Origin of the sequence: Algoriphagus iocasae (assembly GCF_014206875.1) — a bacterium.
Taxonomy (GTDB): domain Bacteria; phylum Bacteroidota; class Bacteroidia; order Cytophagales; family Cyclobacteriaceae; genus Algoriphagus; species Algoriphagus iocasae.
On sequence record NZ_JACIJO010000003.1, the window covers coordinates 121,561 to 144,997 of the forward strand.

The following is a 23,437-nucleotide window of genomic DNA, read 5'->3' on the forward strand; positions in this document are numbered from 1 at the left end:
TGAAAATGACGATGAAAAATATATTAAGTAAACTATTTATCGCAGGCGCACTTTTAATCACAACTAGTTGTGCTGATGATTATTTAGATACCCTTCCTACAGATGCGGTATCAGAAGAGGCGGTATTTACTACCACTCAAAATGCAATGACTGCCTTGAATGGTATTCATAGAATGATGTTTATCAGATTTGATAGCCAAGGTCAGCCTGCCGAAGGTGGTGTGATGATCATGCGCGAAGTGATGGCTGAAGATGTGGTCATGACTACAACTGGTAACGGTTGGTTTGTTTCTATCTCTAGATGGTTAAACCATATCAATGAGTCTAGTGGTGACGTTCGTTTTGTTTGGAGATTCTATTACAAAGTGATCGGTAATGCCAATATGATCATTGCGAATATCGACAATGCAGATGGTCCTCAAGCTGAGAAGGATGAGATCAAAGGTCAGGCTTTGGCTTATAGAGCTTGGGCTCATTTCAACTTGGTACAGATGTTTGCAAAAAGATATGAAGCTGGAGGAAGTAATTCTGATCTAGGTGTGCCAATTGTTTTGGAGCCTATCACAGAAGGTGGTCCAAGAAATACAGTAGCTGAAGTTTATGCTCAGATCAATTCTGACATCGATGCTGCTATTGGTCTATTGACTACTTCAAGAAATGCTAAGTCTCACTTGAACATCAATGTAGCGAAAGGTATCAAAGCTAGAGTTGCATTGGTACAGGAAAACTTCTCTGTGGCTGCACAGATGGCTAAGGAAGCAAGAGAAGGATTCTCTCTGATGAATACAGATCAATTATATGAAGGATTCAATAATGTAGAAAACCCAGAGTGGATTTGGGGAAGCAAGCAAGTGGATGATCAGCAGACATTCTTTGCTTCATACTTCGCTTACATGTCTTTGAACTTCAGCTCAACAAACATCAGATCTAACCCTAAGGCAATCAATAGTGCGCTTTATGATATGATTCCAGATACAGATGCAAGAAAAGGTCTTTGGGATCCTAATGCTTCTGATCCAGACATGAGAGATCCATTTATTGACGAAGTGACGCTATCCAGTTTCTCTAAAATCGATTACATGAACCGTAAGTTTTTGGCTCAGGCCAATGCTTCTTCTGTAGGGGATGTTCCTTACATGAGAGCTGCTGAAATGTACTTGATTGAAGCTGAAGCTTTGAGTAGATCAGGAAATGATTCTGAAGCTGCTCAAGTTCTATTTGAATTGGTATCAGCTAGAGATTCTGGTTATACTCTTTCTTCTAATACAGGAGCTGCTTTGACAGATGAAATCATGATCCAGAGAAGAATCGAACTTTGGGGTGAAGGTTTCAGATGGTATGATTTGAAGCGTTTAAACCTTCCTTTGGATAGAACTGGCGCTAACCATGTAGAATCTGTAATTAACTCTAAGTTTACAGAATCTGCAGGTTCTAACGCATGGCAGTGGCAAATTCCTCGTGATGAGTTGAATGCTAATGAAAATATGATCCAAAACCCTTCTTAAGGATATAAAATCATAAAAGTATAAGCCCGGAGATAATTCTCCGGGCTTTCTTTTTGTCCTGTTTTTTGGAATTACACTTCGTAAAACTCTATCGGTAAATCATCAGGATCGGCTATGAAAGTGAAGCGTTTTCCGGTAAACTCATCGATCCGAATAGGCTCAGATTCAATCTGATATTTTGCCAATTCGGCGATACAAACTTCTAAGTCAGAAGTAGAAAAAGCCAAATGCCTTAATCCAACGGCTTCTGGTCTAGAGGGCCTTTTTGGAGGGTTGGGGAATGAAAATAGTTCAATGACATATTGACCATTCAGCGCCAAATCCAGCTTATATGAATCTCTTTCTTTTCTATAAACCTCTTGAAGCACTTCTAGTCCCAAAATCTCAGTATAAAAAGCTTTTGACTTTTTGTAATCCGAACAGATGATTGCTATATGGTGGATAGAATTAAGGTTTAGCATAATTTTTAGTCAACAGTCAACAGACAACATACGACAGATCAGGTTCGGTTTCAGTGGTCTGTCGACTATCGTCTGTGGTCCTTTCAATCCATTAAATGTTTTTTCAGAAAATCAGCTGTGGCCTGATCCACTTTGATCATATTGGACCATTTCATCCAGTGATGGGTATCCCCGGGGATCAAAATCGATTCATAAGGCTTGTTCATTTCTTCAAACCTTCGAATCAAATCTACCGTTTGGGAAACCGCAACATTTCTGTCATCATCGGCATGGATAAATAGGACAGGGGAAGTCCAAGTCTCCAAATCTGAAATAGGAGAGGATTCCCAAGCGATTTTTCTTGCTTTCTCAATATCTGAAGCTTGCTCATAATTAGGAGAAAGATCATACCTGCCATCCAAGTCATGAACTCCATGGATATCCACCCCAACTTTAAATAATTCAGAATCTCTTGCCAAGGCTAAGGCAGTCAAATAACCACCGTAAGATCCCCCATAAATACCGATTTTATCGGCATTGACCTGAGGCAAATCAGCTAAATATTCTCCAGCAGCTTTTACATCCTGATATTCTACCGCGCCTTGGTAATAAGCTCCAGCTGGTCTGTGAAATTCATAACCATAGCCAATTCCCAAGCGATAATTGACAGATAAAACCACAAAACCAAGACTAGCTAGATATTGATTGATCGAATAGGTGTTGGAGTAATAATCCATATAGCTCCATCCCAAAAGCATCTGTCTTTGAGGTCCCCCGTGGACAAAAACTACCGCAGGTTTTTTGGCTGGGCCGCCTTCTTTTTCAAAAAGTTGACCATATACGGTTGTTCCGTCCGGAGCGGTGAATTTCACTTGTTTTGGTATGACTAATTGGCTTTGTGGGAAATCCGAAGGAATCAGATTTTCTCCCAAAAGTTGGGTTTTACCATCCTTCTTCACCGCGACCAAATGTGAACGCTGAGCCGTGGCACTAAAATAAGCAAGCGACTCATTTCCAATCCAAACAGGGTATGCTTCGATTCCTGCTCCCGAAGTTTCCCAGGTCAATTTTCCACTTTCAATATCTACCGTTCCGATATGTCTTTTGTCTAGATCTTCCGGTTCTGACCCAGTATTAGCAGAAAAAGCAAGTTTCTTCCCGTCAGGGCTCTGTTTGATTTGTTCGACCATATAGTCGCCTGGAGTCAAAAGCTTCGAAGATTTTGTATTGATGTTTAAGGAATACAAGTGTTGCCAGCCATCTTCGTAGGAAAGATAGGCGATGTGATGATTTCCAGAAAATGCGAAAAATGGATAGGTGTAAGAGCCAGTCAAAGTCTCTGGAGCTTCCCAAAGTTTTTCACCTTCTCCAGTTTTGAAATCGGCAACCCAGATCTCCCAAGAACTATGTCTTGGCTCCAAAACCGGATAGGCTGCACCGCTGCCTCCAGGCCGTCTCACAAAACCGATTTTACTTCCATCAGGTGACCAAGCGATATTAGAGTCACGATGAAATGAAGGAGAAATCCATTGAATAGGAGTGTTCGCATCTTTATATATCCCAATTATGGAATGCGTACCTCGACTTACCACAAATGCCAAGTCTCCATTTGGAGAATAGGATACTTCATTGACATTTCCTTTGATTTCAAAAAGCTGCGTTGGCTTCTCAGAACTTGCTAAATCTGTCGTCCAGACCTGGCCTCCTTTGAGGTATAAAAGTTGATGATCTCTACCGATGCTGGGATTATCAGATTCAACTATCGTTTCAACTTTTCCGCTTGCCAGGGTGATTTTCCAGATTTCAACTTTCGGTAATGTCGGTAAATTTTGGGCATTGACAGTGGAGGAAGCATTGCCACCGCCGTGATCTCCACCACGAACAAATACAAGGAAATTTCCGTCTGGAGAAAATTGTAGGCTGCTTATTTCCTGACCATCATCTTCATTAAAAGAAGTCAATTTCTTTGCTTCAAATGTTGGAGCTTCCGCAAAATACACATTACGTTTTCCTTGCTCATTCATCGCCCAGGCGATTTTTTCTCCTGTTGGGGAACTTGTCAATTCTGAAGGAAAAGAAAATTTTCCTACCTGTTCCATCGAGAAATTCTGTGCAAGAACCAGGTTAGAAACAAAAAAGAAATGCAGAGCTAAGAAAAGTGTGCGTTTCATGGGAGATGGGGTCAAGTGGAATTTATTTTTTGCTTGCATGCATTCAGTATTTTTCATGAATCAGACGAAGTGTTTTTTCCAATTCTTTTTTAAGATCGGAGGACGGCAAAGCGTAATTATTGAGGATGCAAGAGAAGTGAAGGATCTTGCCGCTTTTTGTAATCAGGTAGCCGCTCAATGCATTGCTCATGCTCAATGTTCCTGTCTTTGCATAAATATAAGGATCCTGACCTTCGTCAGCTTTGTACCAATTTCTTATGGTTCCGGATTCTCCACCTGCAGGGAAGTAGGCTTTTATTTTTTCTAGAGGAACTTCTGTTCTGATTTTACCAAGTAATGCAATGATGGATCTTGGTGTAAACATGTTTTTTGAAGAAAGACCAGAGCCATCCACCCATAAAGGTTCATCGGGCAGGTCTGCCAACAGGTTTTCTTTTGCGTAAGCAATCGCATCCGATGCGCTTAGGGTATTGTTTAGCTGATCAGAAACCAAAACCATCAATTGCTCCGCCAGGAAGTTATCAGAGATTTTCATCATCTGTGCATAAATGCTATCGGCAGGTGTGGTTTGGAGTTTTTTAGGTTCCTTCGATAAGTAATCCTTGTTTTGTATCAAGGTTACCTTTTTTTCGAGAGATTCAGAAAGTAACTGGGCAGTAAATGCTGCCGAGGTGACAAATGGAATGTCAGTTTCAAAGGGTTCAGAAGACATGCTCTCTCCCAATTGATAACTGAAAAGATTTTTATATCGATCTCTTCGGAATCTATAACCTTTCCAATCATCGGTTTTCTTGGCTTCTAAAAATGGAGTGAATCTAGTAGGGATAATAGAAAACCAATTTTGGCCTTCCTCTAATTTAAACCTTACGATATTTCCAAAAATAGGCATTGCTGAGCGCTCCGTAGAATAGTAGTAATTGTACCAATCCCAAGACCATCCTGGACCAAAAGCTTCGATTTGATCAAAATTATCTAGGAGATAAAGCTCTTTGTTACTTGACTTTAAAAAGTTGAGTGCTACTTCATTTTTTAGATCAGGATGCAATAATCCTGGATCTCCTGTTCCCCAGAAAATCAGGGAGTCACCCTTTTCGAGATAGTTTAATCCATTGACCAACTCATCTCCCAATATCGAATAGGAGGTATAAAAAGTGAAGAGTTTGGTATTGGATGCAGGGATAAAATATTTATCCGAGTTGATGTCTACAAGAACCTTGTCTTTATCGGGATCCAGAAGCATGAATCCCATGTGGCCTTGGTCGAGTATTTCCGAGTTTTTGAGGGATTTGTTTATTTTTTGAACGGTACAGGAACTGAAAATAACCAGTAATCCAAGTAGCAGCTTTTTCATAGGTTGGGGGTATTTCTATCAAAAGATAAATAAAAAAAGTCTCCCATCGAATCGATAGGAGACTTGTAGAGGTAATTAGGGGATTACTGGTCCCACCAGATTCTATCAAGAAGAGTCACAGAAGGAACGTTGTTACCGTTTCTACTGACCTCACTGTCTGGATAGGCCAATCTTCTAATGTATTCGCCATTTAGATTCGGATTCACATTTGCTGGAAGGTCCATGTTTTTATATCCGTAATCATATCTTCTGGCATCATTCCATGTTTCTGGATGCAAGAATAAAGCAACATATTTTTCTTTGAAAATATCATCAATTGTCAATGCATCCGCTCCCATGCCCACACTTGGATCTGCTAGATAAGCAGCTTTTTCGTCTTCATCTACGCTTAACATGTCCATGTGTGCATTGATACCTTCCAGATAAGCTTCATAAGCAGCTGCTTTATCTGTTTCAAAAGCTGCTTCTGCCTCTATGAATTTTAATTCTGCATAGGTAGCAATCAAAAGAGGACTCTGTCTGGAGGTGTAATATTGCCCTTCTACCAATGTAGATCGAGCTCCTTGCTCTGGGGCATTTCCACGGCCAGCACCATTGACAGTGCCAATAAATTCTCCATCATCAGTAGTTCCGACCATCAATTTCATTCTCGGATCTACTGTTGGATAAGATGTTCCATCTAAAGCTTCGATAAATTGCTCAGAGATCCATCCAGTCAACAATAAGTTTGCATTGTCAATTGCATCTTGAGCCCAAGGGTTGAATCGTTGCTCGAAGAAAGTAACGGAAGCATTATCGTCATTGGAAGTGAATCCTTGAGATGCTGCTGCCAAAACTTCAGAAGCGCTATAGCCAGCAGAACCTTTCATATGGATCATATACCTAGCTTTCAACGTGTAAGCGAATTTCAACCAAAGGTCAATATCTCCTCCATAAATGAAATCGTCATTTCCGATAGAAGAACTTGATTCTTGTTGAAGATTCGTGATTCCCTGATCCAATAAACTCATGACTGTACCATAGAGTACTTGGTCATCATCATAAGCAGGTGTAACTGTGGAGAAGTTAAAGCTCTCTGAGAAAGGAACATCCCCGAAAAGATCCACTGTCATTCCTAGATTTAGCGCCATTAAAACTTGGCCTGCACCTAAATATTGTAGTGCTCCTTCAGCTTCTGCTTTTTCATTCATCGTGTAGAGGTCAGTCATCACATTATAGAGACTGAACCACATACTGCTGAAATTCAGAGGTTCCATCGTATCGGAAGCACTACTTGGGTTTGGCGAAGCCAAATACTGCACGTAATTACTTACTGCACTTCCTTCACGGTATACATTCAAGCTCGTCTCATAAGTAATGTTGGTCATCAGACCTGAGATCGGAGCATCTTGTGGATTGTTTGGGTTTTCATTGACATCTAAATAGGACTCACAAGCCGAAGCTGTCAGAATCAGAGATGCCCCCAAAATCGTTCTTAATTTATTTTGAAATTTCATCTTTCTAGTGGTTTAGTGGTTAGAGTCCCAAATTCAAAGTGAGGTAATAGCTCTGCACACCTGGGAAACCTAGGCCTGTAAATCCGATTGCGTTTCCTCCGGCTCCGGAAGAAAAGGATTCTGGATCAAATCCATCCCAAGGAGTAGAAAGGATTATGTTGTTTGCAGCCAAGGATAATCTTGCTGATCTAAATGGAGTTTTTTCCAAAACCTGAGGCTGAAGACTGTAAGCCAATGTGATGTTTCTTAGCTTGATGAAGCTCGCATCATTCACAAAGTTTTCAGATACACCTCTGTAATAATTTCTCCAATATCCAGCACCGTAATCTACCCCGTCAGGGCCGATTCCTTGTCCAAGCCAAACTTCTTTGGTGTTTTGAGAACCATCTGCCAATACACCAGGGAATACCACTGTATCGTTTCTTCTGTTAGAATCTTCTTGCTTACCAAAGGCAGAAAGGAAGTTTCCAAATTGATCGTATTGCTGAAGGCCGGCTCTGAAGTCAATCAGGAATGAAAGTTCCAAACCTTTGTAAGTAAACTGGTTTCTAAGACCTCCAAAGAATTTTGGAACTGCATTACCTAAAATGATTTGATTTCCTGTTCTTACAGGGAAACCATTTGCACCGATTTGCTGCGCCAAACCTCTGTTAAGTTCTGTTGCGCCTTCTGGCATATCAGGTCTTACATAGTAGCTACCTGAGATATTTCCATAAGCTTCTCCTTCTCTCAAAATCATGGTTACAGTAGATCCTGCATAACCAAATTGAGAACCTACTACGATCTGATCGATTCCTTCACGAATTGCCTTTACCTCATTCTTGTTGGTAGTTAGGTTTGCAGTAACATCCCAGTGGAAATCACCACTTTCAATAGGAGTACCACCCAAAACAATCTCGAAACCTCTGTTTTCAATTTCACCAGCATTGGTGATGTAGGAAGAGAAACCAGTTGCATCAGAAATAGGAACTGGGATGATCTGATCTGCAGCATTTGACTTGTAATAAGTCACATCCAAATTCATTCTATTATTGAAGAATGCCAATTGAGTACCGAATTCAATGGAAGTCGTTTGCTCAGGCTTCAAATTTGGATCTCCAAATGTGGAGTTCTTTGAAAAACCAACTTGTCCATTAAGCGGAAAAACGGAAGGAGAAACAAAAGTAGCTCCCAAAATATGTGGGTTGGTATCTTTACCAACTTGTGCCCAAGATCCTCTGATTTTACCGAAAGTAATCCAAGATGGAAGGTCAAAGTTTTCACTGAATACATATCCCAAATTCACAGAAGGATAGAAGAATGAGTTGTTGTTTTTTGGTAGGGTAGAGGAGATATCATTTCTTCCTGTCACATTTAAGAATAGGAAGTTTTTATAATCTACCATCAAGTCACCATAGAAACCAACTAATCTTCTGATGCTTTTTCCTTGGCCACCAAACACCTGTGTAGTGTTACTGATATTGTAGAATCCTGGGATTACAAAGTTGCTACCGGAAAGAGAAACGCGGTCATATCTTCTTTCGAAAACATCATTACCTAATCTCAATTGGGTATTCCAATCGGAATTCCACTGCTTTTTCAACGTGATGTAGAAGTTGGAATTCAAATCTTTACTATTGATTCTGGTTTCTTCCATAAAGCCTGTAGAACTCAAAGGAAGTTCACCGTCGATTCCCATTGGTCCAGGAGTGATTTCTGTACGGCTATCACTGTAAAAATCAGTACCTAATCTATAAGAGAACATCAACCAATCAGTTGGGCTGTAGTTCAAATTAATGTTACCGATTAATCTGTTTACATCATCTTCATATGTTGCAAAACGAGCATCATAGATCGGGTTGGTGTTTCCATAAGTTTTCATGGTTCCATCCTCGTTGATGTAATCAGTGACATCTGTCGTTTCTGACCAATACATCATTCTCTCTAGGAATCGATCATGAGGCACTCTGTTACCACCTGAATTAGAATAGTTGATTGAACCTGAGAAGTTGAATTTCTCACTTGCTTTTACAGTACCAGAAAGTTTGGCGGTTGTTCTCGCCCAAGTAGAAAAAGGAATAATACCTTCTTGGTCTAGGCGGCCAAAGGAACCGTAGAATGTTGCCTTTTCATTTCCTCCAGAGATGCTGACACTGTTGTCAATGGTTTTTCCAGTATTGAATGCGTTGGTCCAATTGTCTTGGTAAACGTAGCTAGGGTCATTTTCCTCAGCAATATTTGCTCCCCAAGAAGGCCAGAAACTGGAATCATCTCTTTCGCCTGAAAAACCTTGACCATATTGATCTTGAAGTGCAGGCTTTTTAACCAATTTATCCATTCCGAAGGAACTGGAAACATTCACCTGAACTTGACCAACTTTCCCTTTTTTGGTGGTAATGATTACAGCACCATTTGCAGCACGCACACCATAAAGAGCAGTTGCGGCGGCACCTTTCAAAACTGACATGGTTTCAATGTCATTTGGATTGATATCCGCGATTCTGTTTGTCATTCCTCTAGGAGTTCCGGTGGACTCAACAGTAGAATTGTCCACTGGTACACCGTCGACAACAAATAGAGGTTGGTTATCCGCACTTGGATCCAAAGAGTTGATACCACGAATAATAATTCTAGCTGATTGCCCAGGAGCACCACCTGAGTTGGTTACTTGCACACCGGCCACTTGACCTTGAAGTGCATTTACCACATTTGGTTGTCTTGTAGCTGTAATTTCTTCAGCATCGATGCTTTGTGCAGCATAACCAAGTGCCTTTTTTTCTTGAGATATACCAAAGGCCGTAACAATAAATTCATCGAGATCGGATGTTGAAACAGCAAGGCTGACATTTAATTCGGAATTACTTCCAACAGTCAGACTTTGTTCTTCAAATCCAATAAATGAAAATACCAATACGGATTCACTGTTTGGTACGCTGATAGAATAATTCCCGTCAATATCTGTGACGGTACCTGTGGTCGTTCCCTGGATCAAAATACTGACTCCAGGAAGCGGTTGCCCATCTTCTTGGGATGTGACTTTACCTCTGACCATTTGCTGCGCATAGGTAGGTATGCTTAGCAAAAAGCCAAAAAGGAAAAGCAAGGTCAAAGAGTAGCTTTTCTTCATTTGTTTTTTGGTTTAGAATTAGTGAATTGGATTAAAATCATAAGTACTAAGTTGAAATAGTTGCAGTTTTTTACTGTTTTTAATTGCTGTTATTTTGGAACTTGCAGCTTTTAATACTGCAAATAAAATAATGTGCTGATTATCAATGAATTTGAATTGAGGGTATTCAATTCAATCGTTTTGATTCAAAATCAAGCTGAAAGATTTAAATCAGTAGTTATTGGATTTTTTCAATGGATTATTCTTTAAATTAAGGATAATTGTTGTCATATGGCAAAAAATAAGCATCCTTTTTTGTGAAAAATTTAACGTTAAGATAAATATCGAATAATATTTGCTTTTGCCTGTTTATGCTGTAATAAAATTCGGAATACGGCAAAAAAATAATTTAGACCTCTGTTTTAGGAAATAAAAAACCACTTCGTTCGAAGTGGTTTTTATGTGAATGGTGAAATATTTTATTTAGTCACCTTTTTGAATTCTGTGACGACCTTCTTGCCGTCTTCGTATTTGATTTCTTTTTTGATCTCTACTTTCTCAGCAACAGTTCCACCGTGTGTTCCTTCGCTGATATGTGGTGCAATAACTAAAGCAACAATTGACATCAGCTTGATCAAGATATTCATAGATGGTCCTGAAGTGTCTTTGAAAGGATCTCCTACAGTGTCTCCTGTAACTGAGGCTTTATGTGGTTCGGATTTTTTATAGTACATCTCTCCATCTATTTCCACACCTTTTTCAAAAGACTTTTTAGCATTATCCCATGCACCGCCGGCATTGGATTGGAACATGCCCATCAAAACACCGGAAACAGTAACACCAGCTAGCAAGCCTCCCAAAACTTCTGGTCCAAAAGTAAAACCAACAATAATAGGAGTGATCAAGGCGATAGCTCCAGGTGCAATCATTTCTCTAATGGATGCTTTTGTAGAAATTTCCACGCATTTGTCATATTCTGGCTTGGCCTTGTATTCCATGATTCCTGGGATTTCACGGAATTGGCGTCTAACCTCATTTACCATGTCCATTGCGGCTCTTCCCACAGCAGCAATTGCCAATGATGAGAAAATAAACGGAATCATACCGCCCACAAATAAGCCTGCTAGGACGTCGGCTTTGTAAATATCAATTGCATCGATTCCTGCGATCCCAACGAAGGCTGCAAACAATGCCAGAGAGGTCAAAGCAGCTGAAGCGATTGCAAAGCCTTTGCCTGTAGCAGCAGTGGTGTTACCTACAGCATCCAAAATATCTGTTCTTCCTCTTACTTCTTCTGGAAGTTGGCTCATTTCAGCAATACCACCGGCATTATCGGCAATCGGACCAAAAGCGTCAATTGCCAATTGCATCGCAGTAGTTGCCATCATACCGGCAGCGGCGATAGCCACGCCATATAGCCCAGCAAATTCATAAGCTCCATAAATACCTCCTGCCAAAACTAAGATTGGCAATACAGTAGATTCCATTCCTACAGAAAGACCGCCGATGATATTTGTTGCATGACCGGTTGCTGATTGTTTGATGATGGACATTACAGGTCTTTTGCCCATGGCAGTATAATATTCAGTGATGATACTCATCAGGGTTCCTACTACCAGACCTAGAATAATAGCATAAAACACGTCCATGTTTGTGAATTCATACCCTCTGATGGAAAGCGTTTCAGGAAGCATGTACTGGACGATAAAGAAAGAGGCAATACCTGTAAAAATTATAGAGGACCAATTTCCCATGTTTAGAGCTTTCTGCACATCGCCTTTTTCATCTTTAATAGTTACGAAAGCCATACCCATGATCGAAAACACAATTCCCAAACCTGCCAAAATCATTGGCAATAATATAGGAGCGATTCCTCCAAATGCGTCTTCAGAAATAATTTCTCTTCCCAAAACCATGGTAGCAAGAATAGTCGCTACATAAGAACCGAAAAGATCGGCTCCCATACCTGCCACATCACCAACGTTATCTCCTACGTTATCAGCAATCGTAGCTGGATTTCTTACATCATCTTCAGGAATTCCTGCTTCTACTTTTCCTACCAAATCAGCTCCAACGTCTGCTGCTTTGGTATAAATACCACCACCTACTCTTGCAAAAAGTGCAATTGATTCTGCACCAAGGGAAAAGCCTGCTAATACTTCCAGCGCTTTTTCCATTTCCACGCCATTTACTCCTGCACCTACGCTTTGTACGTATAGGTGATAAAAGAAAATAAAGAGAGATCCAAGACCAAGTACTGCTAGCCCTGCTACACCAAGTCCCATCACGGAACCTCCGGTGAAGGAAACTTTAAGCGCTTGTTTGAGGCTGGTTCTTGCAGCCTGCGTGGTTCGGACATTTGCTTTGGTAGCTATTCGCATCCCAATAAACCCTGCAAAAGCAGAGAAAAATGCCCCGATTAAAAAGGAAATGGCTATGACAGGGCTGGATGTTTCTACCATCATGCCTGACCAGCCTAGGAGAATCATAGCGATCACTGCAAAGTAACCTAATACTTTCCATTCAGCTCTTAAGAAAGCCATTGCCCCATCGGCAATGTAGCCGGCGAGTTCAACCATGGTTTTATCTCCTGTTTCTTGTTTTGTTACCCAAGCGGATTTGACGGCCATGACGACCAAGCCCAAAATCCCCAATGCCGGGACCAGATAAATAAGCGCGTTTTCCATATAAATTCGTAATACTAGATTGGATTAATTGATTATCAACTGAGCAAATATAGAATTTCTCTCGAAGCCTCCAACTCCAAAGAAATCACTGAACTAGATGAAGAAAAGCTAATTTTATTAAGGATTTAGCAATAATTACTTGGGATGATTAAGTTCGATTAGGGAGATGGAACTTATTTCCTGAAAATAAGTTAATTTCTGTAACTCAAGGAATAAGTATGAAAAGTGAAAAATTGATTCATGATTTAAAGATTAATTCATTTTTGGACTTTAATCTGTTGTTTGATCAGTGGGAAAAACTCTCTGATAAGCTAAATCCAAACACGTGCTTGTATCATGATCTCCTCACGAGAATGAAAGCTTATCCGGGTTTGAGTAAGTTTCCTGTAGAGCGGGAGGATGTCACAAAAGATGAAAATAAGTTAGGCTTTGGATTAATTTTAAGTTCACTTTTCCCGCTTTCCGGTCAGGAAGAAAACAGGATTTTGGGGATGTCAAAACCTTTTGATTACAACCCGATCTATTGCACTCCTGCTTTCAAAAAAGAATTCTTGACAGCTGATGGAGAGGTGAAAGTTCCTTTTAACCTCGATCAGGAAAAGATATTTTTTCATAAAATGCTTCAGATATACAGCTTGATCTTAGATCAACTGTATAGAATCAAAATCAATGAGATATATCCTTTGGTTTTTAAAATCCCTAGTTCTGAAGGATTTACTAGGCACTACCAAATCCAAATGAATACACAGTTTGTGAAGGTGGTTCCAAAAGTTCCTTTGCCTGATATCCGCAGCAAAGAGGAATTCTGTACCAGCAATCAACCCAACCATTATGATGTAGAGAAATGGATGGAATTACTTCCTCTGGATTTGTTTGAATTTCATGGCTTTATTCTCATGGAGGCGCAAGACCTGACTGTTGCCCAAAGCGTAGCAACTTTAAATGAAGCTGTTTTGAATCAAGAACAGGTTTCGCCAGAGGCGTTTATGGAAATAGTGGAAGATTCAGTAAAAAGCCTTCTTGCAAAGTCGGGCCTTAAAGTTGGACTTGCTGTGCTGCAGACCATCAATGGGAGAATGGTCATGACTGAGAGTAGATTGGCTTATAGTTATCTGATCAAGCAGCTTTGTGGAGAAGGTTGTGAATCAAGTTATCAGGCAGTTTTGGAATTGCTTTCCAATGTAGAGAAACCGATTTTCTTGAATGATCTTGATGTTGCCAGAGAGAAATTGCCTTTGGGAGTAAAAATCAATGAAATGGGAGTAAAGGAAATTATTCTATACCCCTTGAAACATAATGGTGATTTGGTCGGAGTGCTGGAGGTATGTTCATTTGAGGAGCAAACCTTTGACCCGATGATGCTGGTGACTCTGGATTATTTGGCTCCATCTCTTTCTTTGGCACTGAATAGACAAGCTGAAGTGCTGGACCAAAAAATCAAAAGTATCATCCGGAAAAATTTCACCGCTATCCATCCGGTTGTAGAGTGGAAGTTTGATGAAATCGCATTGGATTATGTATTGGAGGAAGAGGAAGGCGGAAATCCAGAAATGAAGCAGATTGTATTCAATGAAGTGTACCCATTATATGCTGCAGTGGATGTCAAGAATTCCTCTATTGAAAGAAACAATGCGATTCATGACGATTTTCAGATTCAATTGACTTTGGCAAAAGAGGTTTTGGCGAAAGCGAAAGGAGTGCATTTTTTGCCGCTTTTGGACAGATTGATCGACCAAATCGAACAATTTGAAAAAAGAATCAATTTGATTTTGGTGAGTGAGGAAGAAGTAAAGATTACTGATTTTTTTCATTTTGAGCTCGAGCCAGCTTTCAATTATCTCAAAGAGAATTTCATTGACCTTAAAGAACCCGTCAAAGCTTATTTTGATGCTTTGGACCCAAAGCTAGGAGTGGTAAATCAACATAGAAAGGCTTTTGAACAGAGTCTGGCTAAAATCAATCAAGCGATCGGTACGTTTTTGGACCAAGAGGAGACAAAGGTCCAAAAGATGTTTCCTCATTATTTTGAGAAGTTTAAAACCGATGGAATTGAATATAATATTTATATCGGTCAATCTTTGGTGAAAGACGAAAAGTTTGATCCGTTATATCTGAAGAATCTTCGGTTATGGCAACTTCAGAATTTGATCGAAACGGTTCATTTGGTCGAAAGCCAAAAGCAACAGCTAGAACATCCGCTTGAGGTGACTCAACTGATCTTGGCACATAGTAATCCGATTGCTATCAGTTTTAGATTGGACGAAAGAAAGTTTGATGTGGAGGGTGCATATAATATCCGCTATGAAATTATTAAAAAGCGGATTGATAAGGCTTTGGTAAAAGGTACTCGGGAGCGATTGAATCAGCCTGGCAAAATTGCAATTGTTTATTCTCAGCAGAAAGAAGCCAGAGAGTATCTTGACTTTATAGAATTTCTCCAAAATAAGGATCTCTTGACCAAAGATGTGGAGGAGTTAGAGCTGGAAGAAATGCAGGGTGTCTATGGCATGAAAGCCATCCGTGTCACCGTGAAGGAGAAAGCTCAGGAAAATCCTGAGATCTTCTCAAAACTGATAGCCGAAGGAGAAAAAGGGTAAAGTTTCCTCTTCGTTGAACCCAAGGGAAAAAGTTGCCACGATCTGGTTTAATGGAGCTAGCCAAAGCCCTAAACCAAACGTGTTGTGCCATTGGTTTGATTTCTCATTTTCCTGCCATACCCGGCCGATATCATGAAATCCCAATACTCCAATAGTAGCTGGTAGGAGATAGGTTTTCAGATTGAGAACCTGGATTCTTACTTCTGTATTGTTGTAAGCAACTGCTTTGCCATTGAAACGGTATCTTCTGAAGCCTCGAAGATTATCCATTCCTCCGAGAATTTGCCCTTGAAAATATTCAAAGTCTCCCCAGTTTTTACCTCCTCCAAAACGGGTGGCCCAGACCATTCTGGATGGGTATTTAAATGACCAATACAAGGCAAGTTCGGTGTCGAACCTGGTGAAATCCCCTGAAGCTTCATTCAATCCCCAGCTTCGTTTTAACTGATTCTGAAAATGAAATCCTCTTGTCGGGATGTTTTTGTTATTTCTAGTATCAAAATCAATTTTAGCTGTCAATCCAGAATAAAACTTTGCCTGATCGATATCTTCCTGATCCAAGCCTGATTCTGGGCTAGTGATGAATTTGTTTGTATTGTCATCCGGGTCAAAGCGATAGACCTGATAGTGGGGGCCAATCGTAAAAGTGCCAAATTCCCCCAGTTTTGATTGGAGTCCAGTGGATAATTCGTACCAGCTGAAGCGGGATCTATAATATCTGATTTCAAACTTTTCGGGATCATAGGTGGATTCATTTCCCTGTCCAAAGAAGTTGAAAGCATAATCCGGGGCTTTGATGTCTGCTTTCCAAACCAAGTCCCAGTTGTTTAAAATATCTACGGCATGGCCATCATAAGTAAGGTTAAATGCATTGGTTTTAAAAGCCCAATTGCCTTTGATGCTTTGCCGTAAGGCATAAGGCTCTTTTTTAAAACCTTGTTTTTCCCATAAAACTCCAGCACCAAAGAAGATCCCATCGTCTTGGTTGTACTCGAGGGATGCCAATGGCATTAGTTTATCATACTTAAACTCTTTTCGGTTGTACTCCAAAAGATTGGGATTGTATGCATTTTTAATTCTTGAAGAAGCGCCAGTTTGGAGTGGGTTTTTGGCGTCTTTTGATTGGTAGATCAAATGTGATTTTCTCTTCAAGTTGGCTTCATCAATCAATTCTTTTTTGCCTTTTCCAGGTATTACTCTGACTTTAATATCTCCGGAGCCTTCGCCTTTGAAATTAAATTGATCTTCTCCTTCCAATCCATATAGCCTTATTTCTTTGGTCTCTTCCGGAAGAAAGGTTCTATCAAAAATCTTTTGTTCGACATCTCCTGATTTATCAATTTTCCGAACCTCAACTTTCGTTCTGCCATCAGGGTAATGTTTTACTTCAAACTCCTCGTTTTTATTGGTGCCAACAACATTGACTTCTTTGGAAAGGAATAGGTAATATTCAAGCGATTTGTCTTTTAGCCAGGTTTTCCGTGCCAGAAGTTTCGCTTTAATTTCAGGAGCATCCTGTTTGTTTACGTTCTCCGGCCAGGTATCAAGGGCTTCATCAATTACTTCTTCGGTCAATTTAGGGAGCATGGTATCGACTACTTTTTCCCAATCTTTTCTCTCCAGATTATTCAAAAAGCTTCTGTCAAAATACCTTCCGTTAAACATGAAACCATTCACGTTTTTTAGCTTATAATCAAACCCCTGAAATTTTGGGTTTGCCCATTTTCTACTTGCGATTTTTGGAAAAAAACCTTCATTCACAAAAAATGCCTGATCCCGATCTCTTGGCATAGGAGTGAACTCCCAGTCGCCTTTCTTTTTCTCACCAACCCATCTCCACTGATCATCATGCCTATCCCAGTCAGCGATCCAGAGATCAAAAATTCTTGCTTTTAAAACTTCCTTTTGATTGACTTGATTGTCGTTGTCTTTTTTGATTGACTTCAGCATTTTATCGGTGCTGAAAAAGTCTATGCCCTTTAAATCATCTGTTTTGGCGATTTCTCTTTCCTCAAATAAGTAAAGCTGCTGAGCGAAATTATCTCTATAAACTCCCAAAAGGGGATCATCTGGCAAATAAATAATCTGGGGATTGGTATGAATTACTCCCGCCGCATCTGCGAGTTTCGCCACAGCCAAAGCAGCATAAGGGTGAGATGAGGAAATCTGATCCTGAACAACTTGCTTGGCTATAGTTTGCCTCAATACCGGAGAAAGTGCATTTTCCGGATATTTATTGATGGATCGCAGTACGTATTCTTTACCATCTGCATTTTCCAATCGGAGTGATCGAGTTTGCATCCCACCACCTCTTTGGGTGATTCTTAATCCACCTTTAGCTACAGCCAAATCCAAAACTGGAAAAGTTGCTGGCAAGGCCCAGGTTACACGGTAGTTGGAACCCAAAAACAGCTGATGACCTTTGCCATGGAGATATTGTTTGGAAATCGGTATGGTAACCTCGGTAGGGAGTTTTCTTTCAAATAGCTTTAATTCTGCTGGACTGGAAGCAAATGGCTGGATCAGTTCAGTTTGATAAATAGGTTCCTCTTTTTTCGGGTCAAAAAAAGTCAGGACGACCTGATTGTTTTGATAAAAATCCAGTGAAGCAAAGCCTTGTTGGGGGTAGGTGAATTCGGCTGGATTGTTTTTTTTGATATGCGTGTTTTTCGCTCCTGCACCGCTGACCACATAATGAGTATCGCCTTCTTTTGTGTAAAATAAGCCATGTTCATGTCCCGCCACATGGATCACGTTTGGATGCGTGTCGAATAAGCGGTCCAAAGCTTTGATCATCGCCTCGTACTTTGGATGAGGAATGTCCTGAATATCTCCAAACCAAGTTCGGTAGAGCGGATAGACTGATCCAATAACAGGCAGAGGAATGTATAGATTTTCTGAAGCTACTGTGAGGGGAAATAAATGGTCTTTCCAGCTGTATCCGCCATTATGTGGACCATAAGATCGCAATGGATGATGCATGGCAAAGATGATCGTCTTGTCCTGATTTTCCTGAAGGGTATAGGCCAACGAAGCTAGAATTTCCTCTTCTGTTTTAAATTCACAATCAGACTCAATTCCAGGTTTTTCCTTGGAGTGGAGCCACCATTGACTGTCAAAAGCAATCAATAAGGTTTCCGAATCCAAAAGGGTAATATAAGGACCAGGGCATCCACCGGTTGGGACAAGATTTACTTTTTCGGAAGGGTAATTGTCTTCAATATATTCCTCCGCATACAAAACACGATTCCAACCATCAGATTTTCCTTTTTCCCAATCATGATTGCCCGGAACCATCCAGATTTTACCTGAAATGGTCGTGTATAAATCCAGTTGAGTTTTGAGGATGTTTTCTGCTACAGGTCGCTCTTCAGTGCCGACAGGAGGCATTCCCAGAGGATAGATATTATCGCCCAGATAAATGATATGACTTGGTATGGAAGGAGAAGCCTGTGCTTTTTGTCTTACTTTTTCTATCACAGGATGGTGTTGGTCTTCTAGCTCTCCAGCATCTCCAATCAGATAAACCCTGAATTTGATGTCCGCATCCTGCCCGAAAGCAAACTGGCTGAATAAAATACTGAGAAGGGCGAATACCAGCTTTTTCATTTTGTTAAAATTCTTTCCAAAGTCCAATTAGAATCTGGATTAACCATTAAATAGTTCCATGGCTTCCACCAATTTTAAAGTGCGGAATCATGGGTGATATTGAAAGATTAATAGGTTGGGATTACCGTCATTGGCCTCGTTAGAGATAAACATCGTCCCGTCTTGACCAAAGGCAATTCCCTCCGGTTGCTTGAAAAATCTTGGGTTTAAATGGTAAAAGCCCAGAGGCTTCAATTCTGTATCCAAAACCATCAGCCATTTATCACTGGAAGACAGCATATAGTAGCGGTTTTCGATCGGATGTAATGCGATGGCAGATGGTTGCATTTTTACTTCTTTAAAGTCTTCTTCCTTCAAAATATCCTTCAATTGCTTGTTTTCAAGCACAAACGAGGCCTTTTCATCAAAAGCCATCGAATCTAGATTAAAGGAATAAACGGATGCTTGACTGGCGTTTTTATCCCAGCTGCAGACTTTACAAAAAATCAGGATTTCAGGTTCATTTTTCACTTTTATTATTGCTTCGAAGTCCCTTTTTCCTTTGATCTCAAAATCATAAATGGTGGTATTGCTATACTCTGTAAATGGATTTTCAACTTGGTAGATATTGCCATTGCTTTGCAAAACCCAGGCTTCCTCATCCACCATCAGGATATCTTCGATGTCTTTATTTTTAGCAAATTTCTGTTTTCGAATGATTTTGCCTGTTTGGCTGTTGATTTCAAAAATGATGGAAGACTCATCCTCTATCGCCCAAAGAACGGTTTCATTGATCCATTCCAGACCGGATATTTCTTCTAAATCCTGCGAAAGATTGATTTTCACCATTTGTTCCAATGCATAGGATTCGGGAAAACTGTACTTGCTATTTTCTTTGGATCGGGAATAGCATTGGCTGAAAAGCAAAAGTAAAAAAATGGATATCGTAGAAATTTGATTCATGAACGATGTAGAACTAATATTCTTTTATCTTAGAGTACTCAAAATAAGGTATTAACTGTGGATAATCAATTGAAAAAATTCGAATCCTGGATGAGGGAAATGTTTGCAAATAGGCAAATGCCGGAAGTTTGCTATCATAATCTTGACCATACCCTGTTGATTGTTGAGAAAGTTAATGAAATCGGGAAGTACTATAAACTTCCAGAGCAAGACCTTGAGGACCTCTTCTATGCGGGGTGGCTTCATGATGTGGGCTATTGGGATGGGATAGCAGAAGGACATGAGAAGCAAGGGGCAGATCTCGCCCAATCCTGTCTGACAGAATTAGGTCTGCCCGAGGAGCGAATTCAGCGTATTCAATCTGCGATTTTGGCGACCAAAGTTCCACAGAAACCCAAAGATCTTTTTGAATCCATCATATGCGATTCTGATCTGTATCATTTGAGTTCCAATCTATTTTATGAACAGACCCTTTTGTTAAAGAAGGAGAAGGAAAGTGCACTGGGAAAAGAGATACCTTTGGTGGAGTGGTTAAATGGGACCAAATCTTTTATGGCCTCTCATCATTACCATTCAGAATATGCCTTGAAATATTTTCAGCCAGGCAAAGAAAAAAACAAATTGATTTTGGAGGAGAAAATAGAAGAGGCAGCTTTCCTCGCAAAAAAAAAGGATAAGAAAAAAGCGAAATCCAAGAAGTCCGATCGAGGGGTAGAAACTATGTTTCGGGTGACTGCAAAAAACCACCTCGAGCTTTCTTCCATCGCAGATAACAAGGCGAATATCATGATTTCAGTTAATTCGATTGTGATATCCATTGTCGTAACAGTTCTGCTAAGGAAATTGGAAGAGTTTCCCAATTTTACCATTCCTGCTATTTTACTGATTTCTACCTGCTTAGGGGCTATGGTGTTTGCGATTCTTGCCACCCGGCCAAAGGTAACACATGGGAGTGTTTCCCCTGAGAGTATCGATAAAAAGGAAAGCAATCTGCTTTATTTTGGTAATTTCTATGAGATGAACCTCAAAGATTACACAAAGGGAATGCACGCCATGATCGATGATAGTGATTTTTTATATGACTCGATGATCAGAGATATTTATTTCTTGGGGAAAGTGCTGGCAGTCAAGTATAAACTACTCAGGAAAAGCTATAATATTTTCATGTTTGGATTCGTGATTTCCATTATTTCCTTCCTGATAGTCTCACTTTTTTTCGAGCCTTATCAATATTGATTTTTTGGGATTGGAGAGGTGAAGTGTCGAAAATATCGGTTCGTGATAATTTCGTGATTTTTAAAAATTAATTTCAGGTTCAATTAATTGAAAATGAAAAAAGTATTAGTAGTCGAAGACGATCCTAATATCAGTCAACTGATTCAAATTCATCTCAATGATCTTGGCTATCAGATTCAAGTTTGCAATCATGGTAGGCAGGGATTTGAAATCGCCAATTCTCACCCTTTTGACTTAATCATTTTAGATATCATGCTTCCCGAGATGGATGGAATTTCCATTTGTCAGAGGTTGAGAGCATTGGATAATTTCACCCCGATTTTGATGATCACAGCAAAATCTGAGGAGATTGACAAAGTCATCGGATTGGAGTCAGGCGCAGATGATTACATCACCAAGCCTTTTAAAATCAGAGAATTTATAGCAAGAGTGAAAGCCATCATGCGGAGACAAGATCAGTTTCATATGGTTGCAGCCAAGGATTCTAGTCTGATAAAATTTAAATCATTAGAAATTGATGAAAAAAAGCGGAAAGTCCTTTTGGATGAAAAAAGGATGGATTTGACTCCGAAAGAGTTTGATCTATTGATTTTGATGGCAAGAAATCCTGGTAGAAGTTACAGTAGAGGAGAGCTTTTGGAATTGATTTGGGGATACGATTTTTCTGGCTACGAACATACGGTCAATGCCCATATAAACAGACTTCGATCTAAGATTGAACAGGATCCTAATAATCCTAACTTCATTTTGACCACATGGGGAGTTGGATATCGATTTAACGATGAACTATAATCAACAATTATGAAAAGTTTGTTTTGGAGGATTTCAGTGAGTTTTGCAGTGGTATTGTTGATTGTAGGCTGCTCCTATGTTTATATCACCACCAGTACTGCTCAGCGGTATTTTCAGGAAACTACTCAGCGATTAAATGCGACAGTAGCAGATTATCTGATCAAAGAGGTGAATCCCTTTCAGGATGGGAAAGTCAACGAGGACGCATTGGGAATGATCATGCATTCCATGATGGCTGTTAATCCTGGAATTGAAGTATATCTTCTCGATCCGGATGGAGAGATCCTGTCCTTTGTTGTTTTGGACAAGTTGGTCAAATTAAAAAGAGTGGATATTGGTCCTGTCAAGGAGTTTTTGGATTCTGGTGGGGAAAGCTTTGTCATGGGGGATGATCCCAGAAATCCTGGTGAAAAATCCGTTTTTTCCACGACTGCGGTTTATGAAGAAGGGAAGCTTTTGGGCTATGTTTATATCATCTTGGCCAGTGAAAAGTACGAAACCATTGCTTCAGGATTGCTAGGAAGTTATTGGATGAAATTGACTTTTGAATCTATCCTGATTACGCTCGTGGTAGCATTATTGATAGGTTTGGTGCTGTTTGGTCTATTGACCAGACACCTCCGCAAGATTGTAACTACTGTGGAGCAATTTAAAGATGGAAACCTTCATGCCAGAGTGCCAAAGGCAAATTCTGAGTCAGAATTGGCTGTTTTAGGAGATACTTTTAATCATATGGCTGATACGATTTTGCAGAATATCGAAGAGCTTAAAAACGTCGATAGTTTGAGGAGAGAATTGATAGCAAATGTCTCTCATGATTTGAGAAATCCTTTGGCCATCATCAATGGTTATGTGGAAACCCTGCAGATGAAGGGTGATAGGATCAGTCAGGAAGATAGAGAAAAGTATTTACGGATTATCGGTGCTTCCACAGATAAACTTTCCCAATTGGTTTCTGATCTTTTTGATCTTTCTAAACTAGAATCACGTCAAATGACCTTGAAAATGGAGCGGATGAAAATCCAGGAATTGTTGTTTGATTCCTCTTTGAAATATGAATTATTAGCTCAATCCAAGGAAATAAATATTAAGACTCAAATCTGTCAAAACCTCCCTCTGGTTAAAGCAGACCTCTATTTAATGGATCGCGTGATCCAGAATCTTTTGGATAATGCGGTGAAATACACTCCGGAAAAAGGAGAAATCCTGATCGATGCCTGTGAGTCAAATGGAGGAGTCAGTATTAAAATCAGAAATTCCGGACCAGGAATTCCTCAAAAAGATCTCAGTTCGATTTTCGATCGATATTACATGATAGATAAGGAAAGAAAGGGGATTGAAGGTTCTGGACTAGGCTTGGCAATCGTCAAAAGAATCTTGGAAGTACATGGTTCAGAAATCGAAATTGAATCTGATTCTGTTTCGTATACTGAGTTTGCATTCGATTTACCTGCAGATGTTTAAGTAGTTAGAATAATGAGTTTATAAGCAAAAAAAACAGCAGGTTCAACTGCTGTTTTTTTTTT

13 protein-coding genes are annotated in these 23,437 nt (G+C 39.9%); 5 read left to right on the forward strand and 8 right to left on the reverse strand.

What is annotated here, in order from left to right; all coding sequences use genetic code 11:
- Positions 1-11 precede the first annotated feature (11 nt).
- The gene (locus tag FHS59_RS14895; RefSeq protein ID WP_184496218.1) at positions 12-1,505 is read left to right on the forward strand and encodes a RagB/SusD family nutrient uptake outer membrane protein; all 1,494 of its coding nucleotides are present in this window, start codon (positions 12-14) and stop codon (positions 1,503-1,505) included.
- A gap of 71 nt (positions 1,506-1,576) precedes the next feature.
- Here the strand turns inward: FHS59_RS14895 and gloA2 are convergent, their stop codons facing one another.
- The 6 genes from gloA2 to FHS59_RS14925 all read right to left on the reverse strand — a co-directional run bounded on the left by gloA2 (position 1,577) and on the right by FHS59_RS14925 (position 12,735).
- Entirely contained in the window at positions 1,577-1,966 is a 390-nt protein-coding gene (gloA2, locus tag FHS59_RS14900) for an SMU1112c/YaeR family gloxylase I-like metalloprotein (RefSeq protein WP_184496219.1), read from the reverse strand.
- Between the two features lie 83 nt (positions 1,967-2,049).
- Positions 2,050-4,116 carry a S9 family peptidase gene (locus FHS59_RS14905; protein ID WP_184496220.1) on the reverse strand — a complete coding sequence of 689 codons (2,067 nt, stop codon included), beginning with the start codon at positions 4,114-4,116 and terminating at the stop codon, positions 2,050-2,052.
- Between the two features lie 43 nt (positions 4,117-4,159).
- Entirely contained in the window at positions 4,160-5,467 is a 1,308-nt protein-coding gene (locus tag FHS59_RS14910) for a D-alanyl-D-alanine carboxypeptidase (protein WP_184496221.1), read from the reverse strand.
- 83 nt (positions 5,468-5,550) lie between these two features.
- Positions 5,551-6,963: a SusD/RagB family nutrient-binding outer membrane lipoprotein gene (locus FHS59_RS14915; RefSeq protein WP_184496222.1), complete on the reverse strand. Its 1,413-nt coding sequence runs from the start codon at positions 6,961-6,963 to the stop codon at positions 5,551-5,553.
- 19 nt (positions 6,964-6,982) lie between these two features.
- Positions 6,983-10,069, reverse strand: a complete 3,087-nt coding sequence (locus tag FHS59_RS14920) for a SusC/RagA family TonB-linked outer membrane protein (protein ID WP_184496223.1) — start codon at positions 10,067-10,069, stop codon at positions 6,983-6,985.
- A gap of 458 nt (positions 10,070-10,527) precedes the next feature.
- Positions 10,528-12,735 (reverse strand): sodium-translocating pyrophosphatase, encoded by a 2,208-nt coding sequence (locus FHS59_RS14925; protein ID WP_184496224.1) that lies wholly within the window; start codon positions 12,733-12,735, stop codon positions 10,528-10,530.
- 218 nt (positions 12,736-12,953) lie between these two features.
- Between FHS59_RS14925 and FHS59_RS14930 the strand changes: the two genes are divergently transcribed.
- Positions 12,954-15,332, forward strand: a complete 2,379-nt coding sequence (locus tag FHS59_RS14930) for a GAF domain-containing protein (RefSeq protein ID WP_184496225.1) — start codon at positions 12,954-12,956, stop codon at positions 15,330-15,332.
- On the opposite strand, the gene FHS59_RS14935 is transcribed toward FHS59_RS14930, so the two are convergent.
- Together FHS59_RS14935 and FHS59_RS14940 are read right to left on the reverse strand one after the other, a co-directional pair.
- Positions 15,300-18,941, reverse strand: coding sequence for a BamA/TamA family outer membrane protein (locus FHS59_RS14935; RefSeq protein ID WP_184496226.1), 3,642 nt, complete (start codon positions 18,939-18,941; stop codon positions 15,300-15,302). The genes FHS59_RS14930 and FHS59_RS14935 overlap by 33 nt on opposite strands.
- Positions 18,942-19,028: 87 nt before the next feature.
- Complete coding sequence (locus tag FHS59_RS14940; protein WP_184496227.1) at positions 19,029-19,883, reverse strand: SdiA-regulated domain-containing protein; 855 nt, start codon at positions 19,881-19,883, stop codon at positions 19,029-19,031.
- A 69-nt stretch (positions 19,884-19,952) separates the two neighbouring features.
- On the opposite strand from FHS59_RS14940, the gene FHS59_RS14945 reads away from it, so the two are divergent.
- The 3 genes from FHS59_RS14945 to FHS59_RS14955 all read left to right on the forward strand — a co-directional run bounded on the left by FHS59_RS14945 (position 19,953) and on the right by FHS59_RS14955 (position 23,375).
- The gene (locus tag FHS59_RS14945) at positions 19,953-21,119 is read left to right on the forward strand and encodes a Pycsar system effector family protein (RefSeq protein WP_246388480.1); all 1,167 of its coding nucleotides are present in this window, start codon (positions 19,953-19,955) and stop codon (positions 21,117-21,119) included.
- Positions 21,120-21,212: 93 nt separating this feature from the next.
- Complete coding sequence (locus FHS59_RS14950) at positions 21,213-21,911, forward strand: response regulator transcription factor (protein WP_184496229.1); 699 nt, start codon at positions 21,213-21,215, stop codon at positions 21,909-21,911.
- A gap of 9 nt (positions 21,912-21,920) precedes the next feature.
- Positions 21,921-23,375: a sensor histidine kinase gene (locus tag FHS59_RS14955; protein WP_184496230.1), complete on the forward strand. Its 1,455-nt coding sequence runs from the start codon at positions 21,921-21,923 to the stop codon at positions 23,373-23,375.
- Positions 23,376-23,437: the final 62 nt, after the last annotated feature.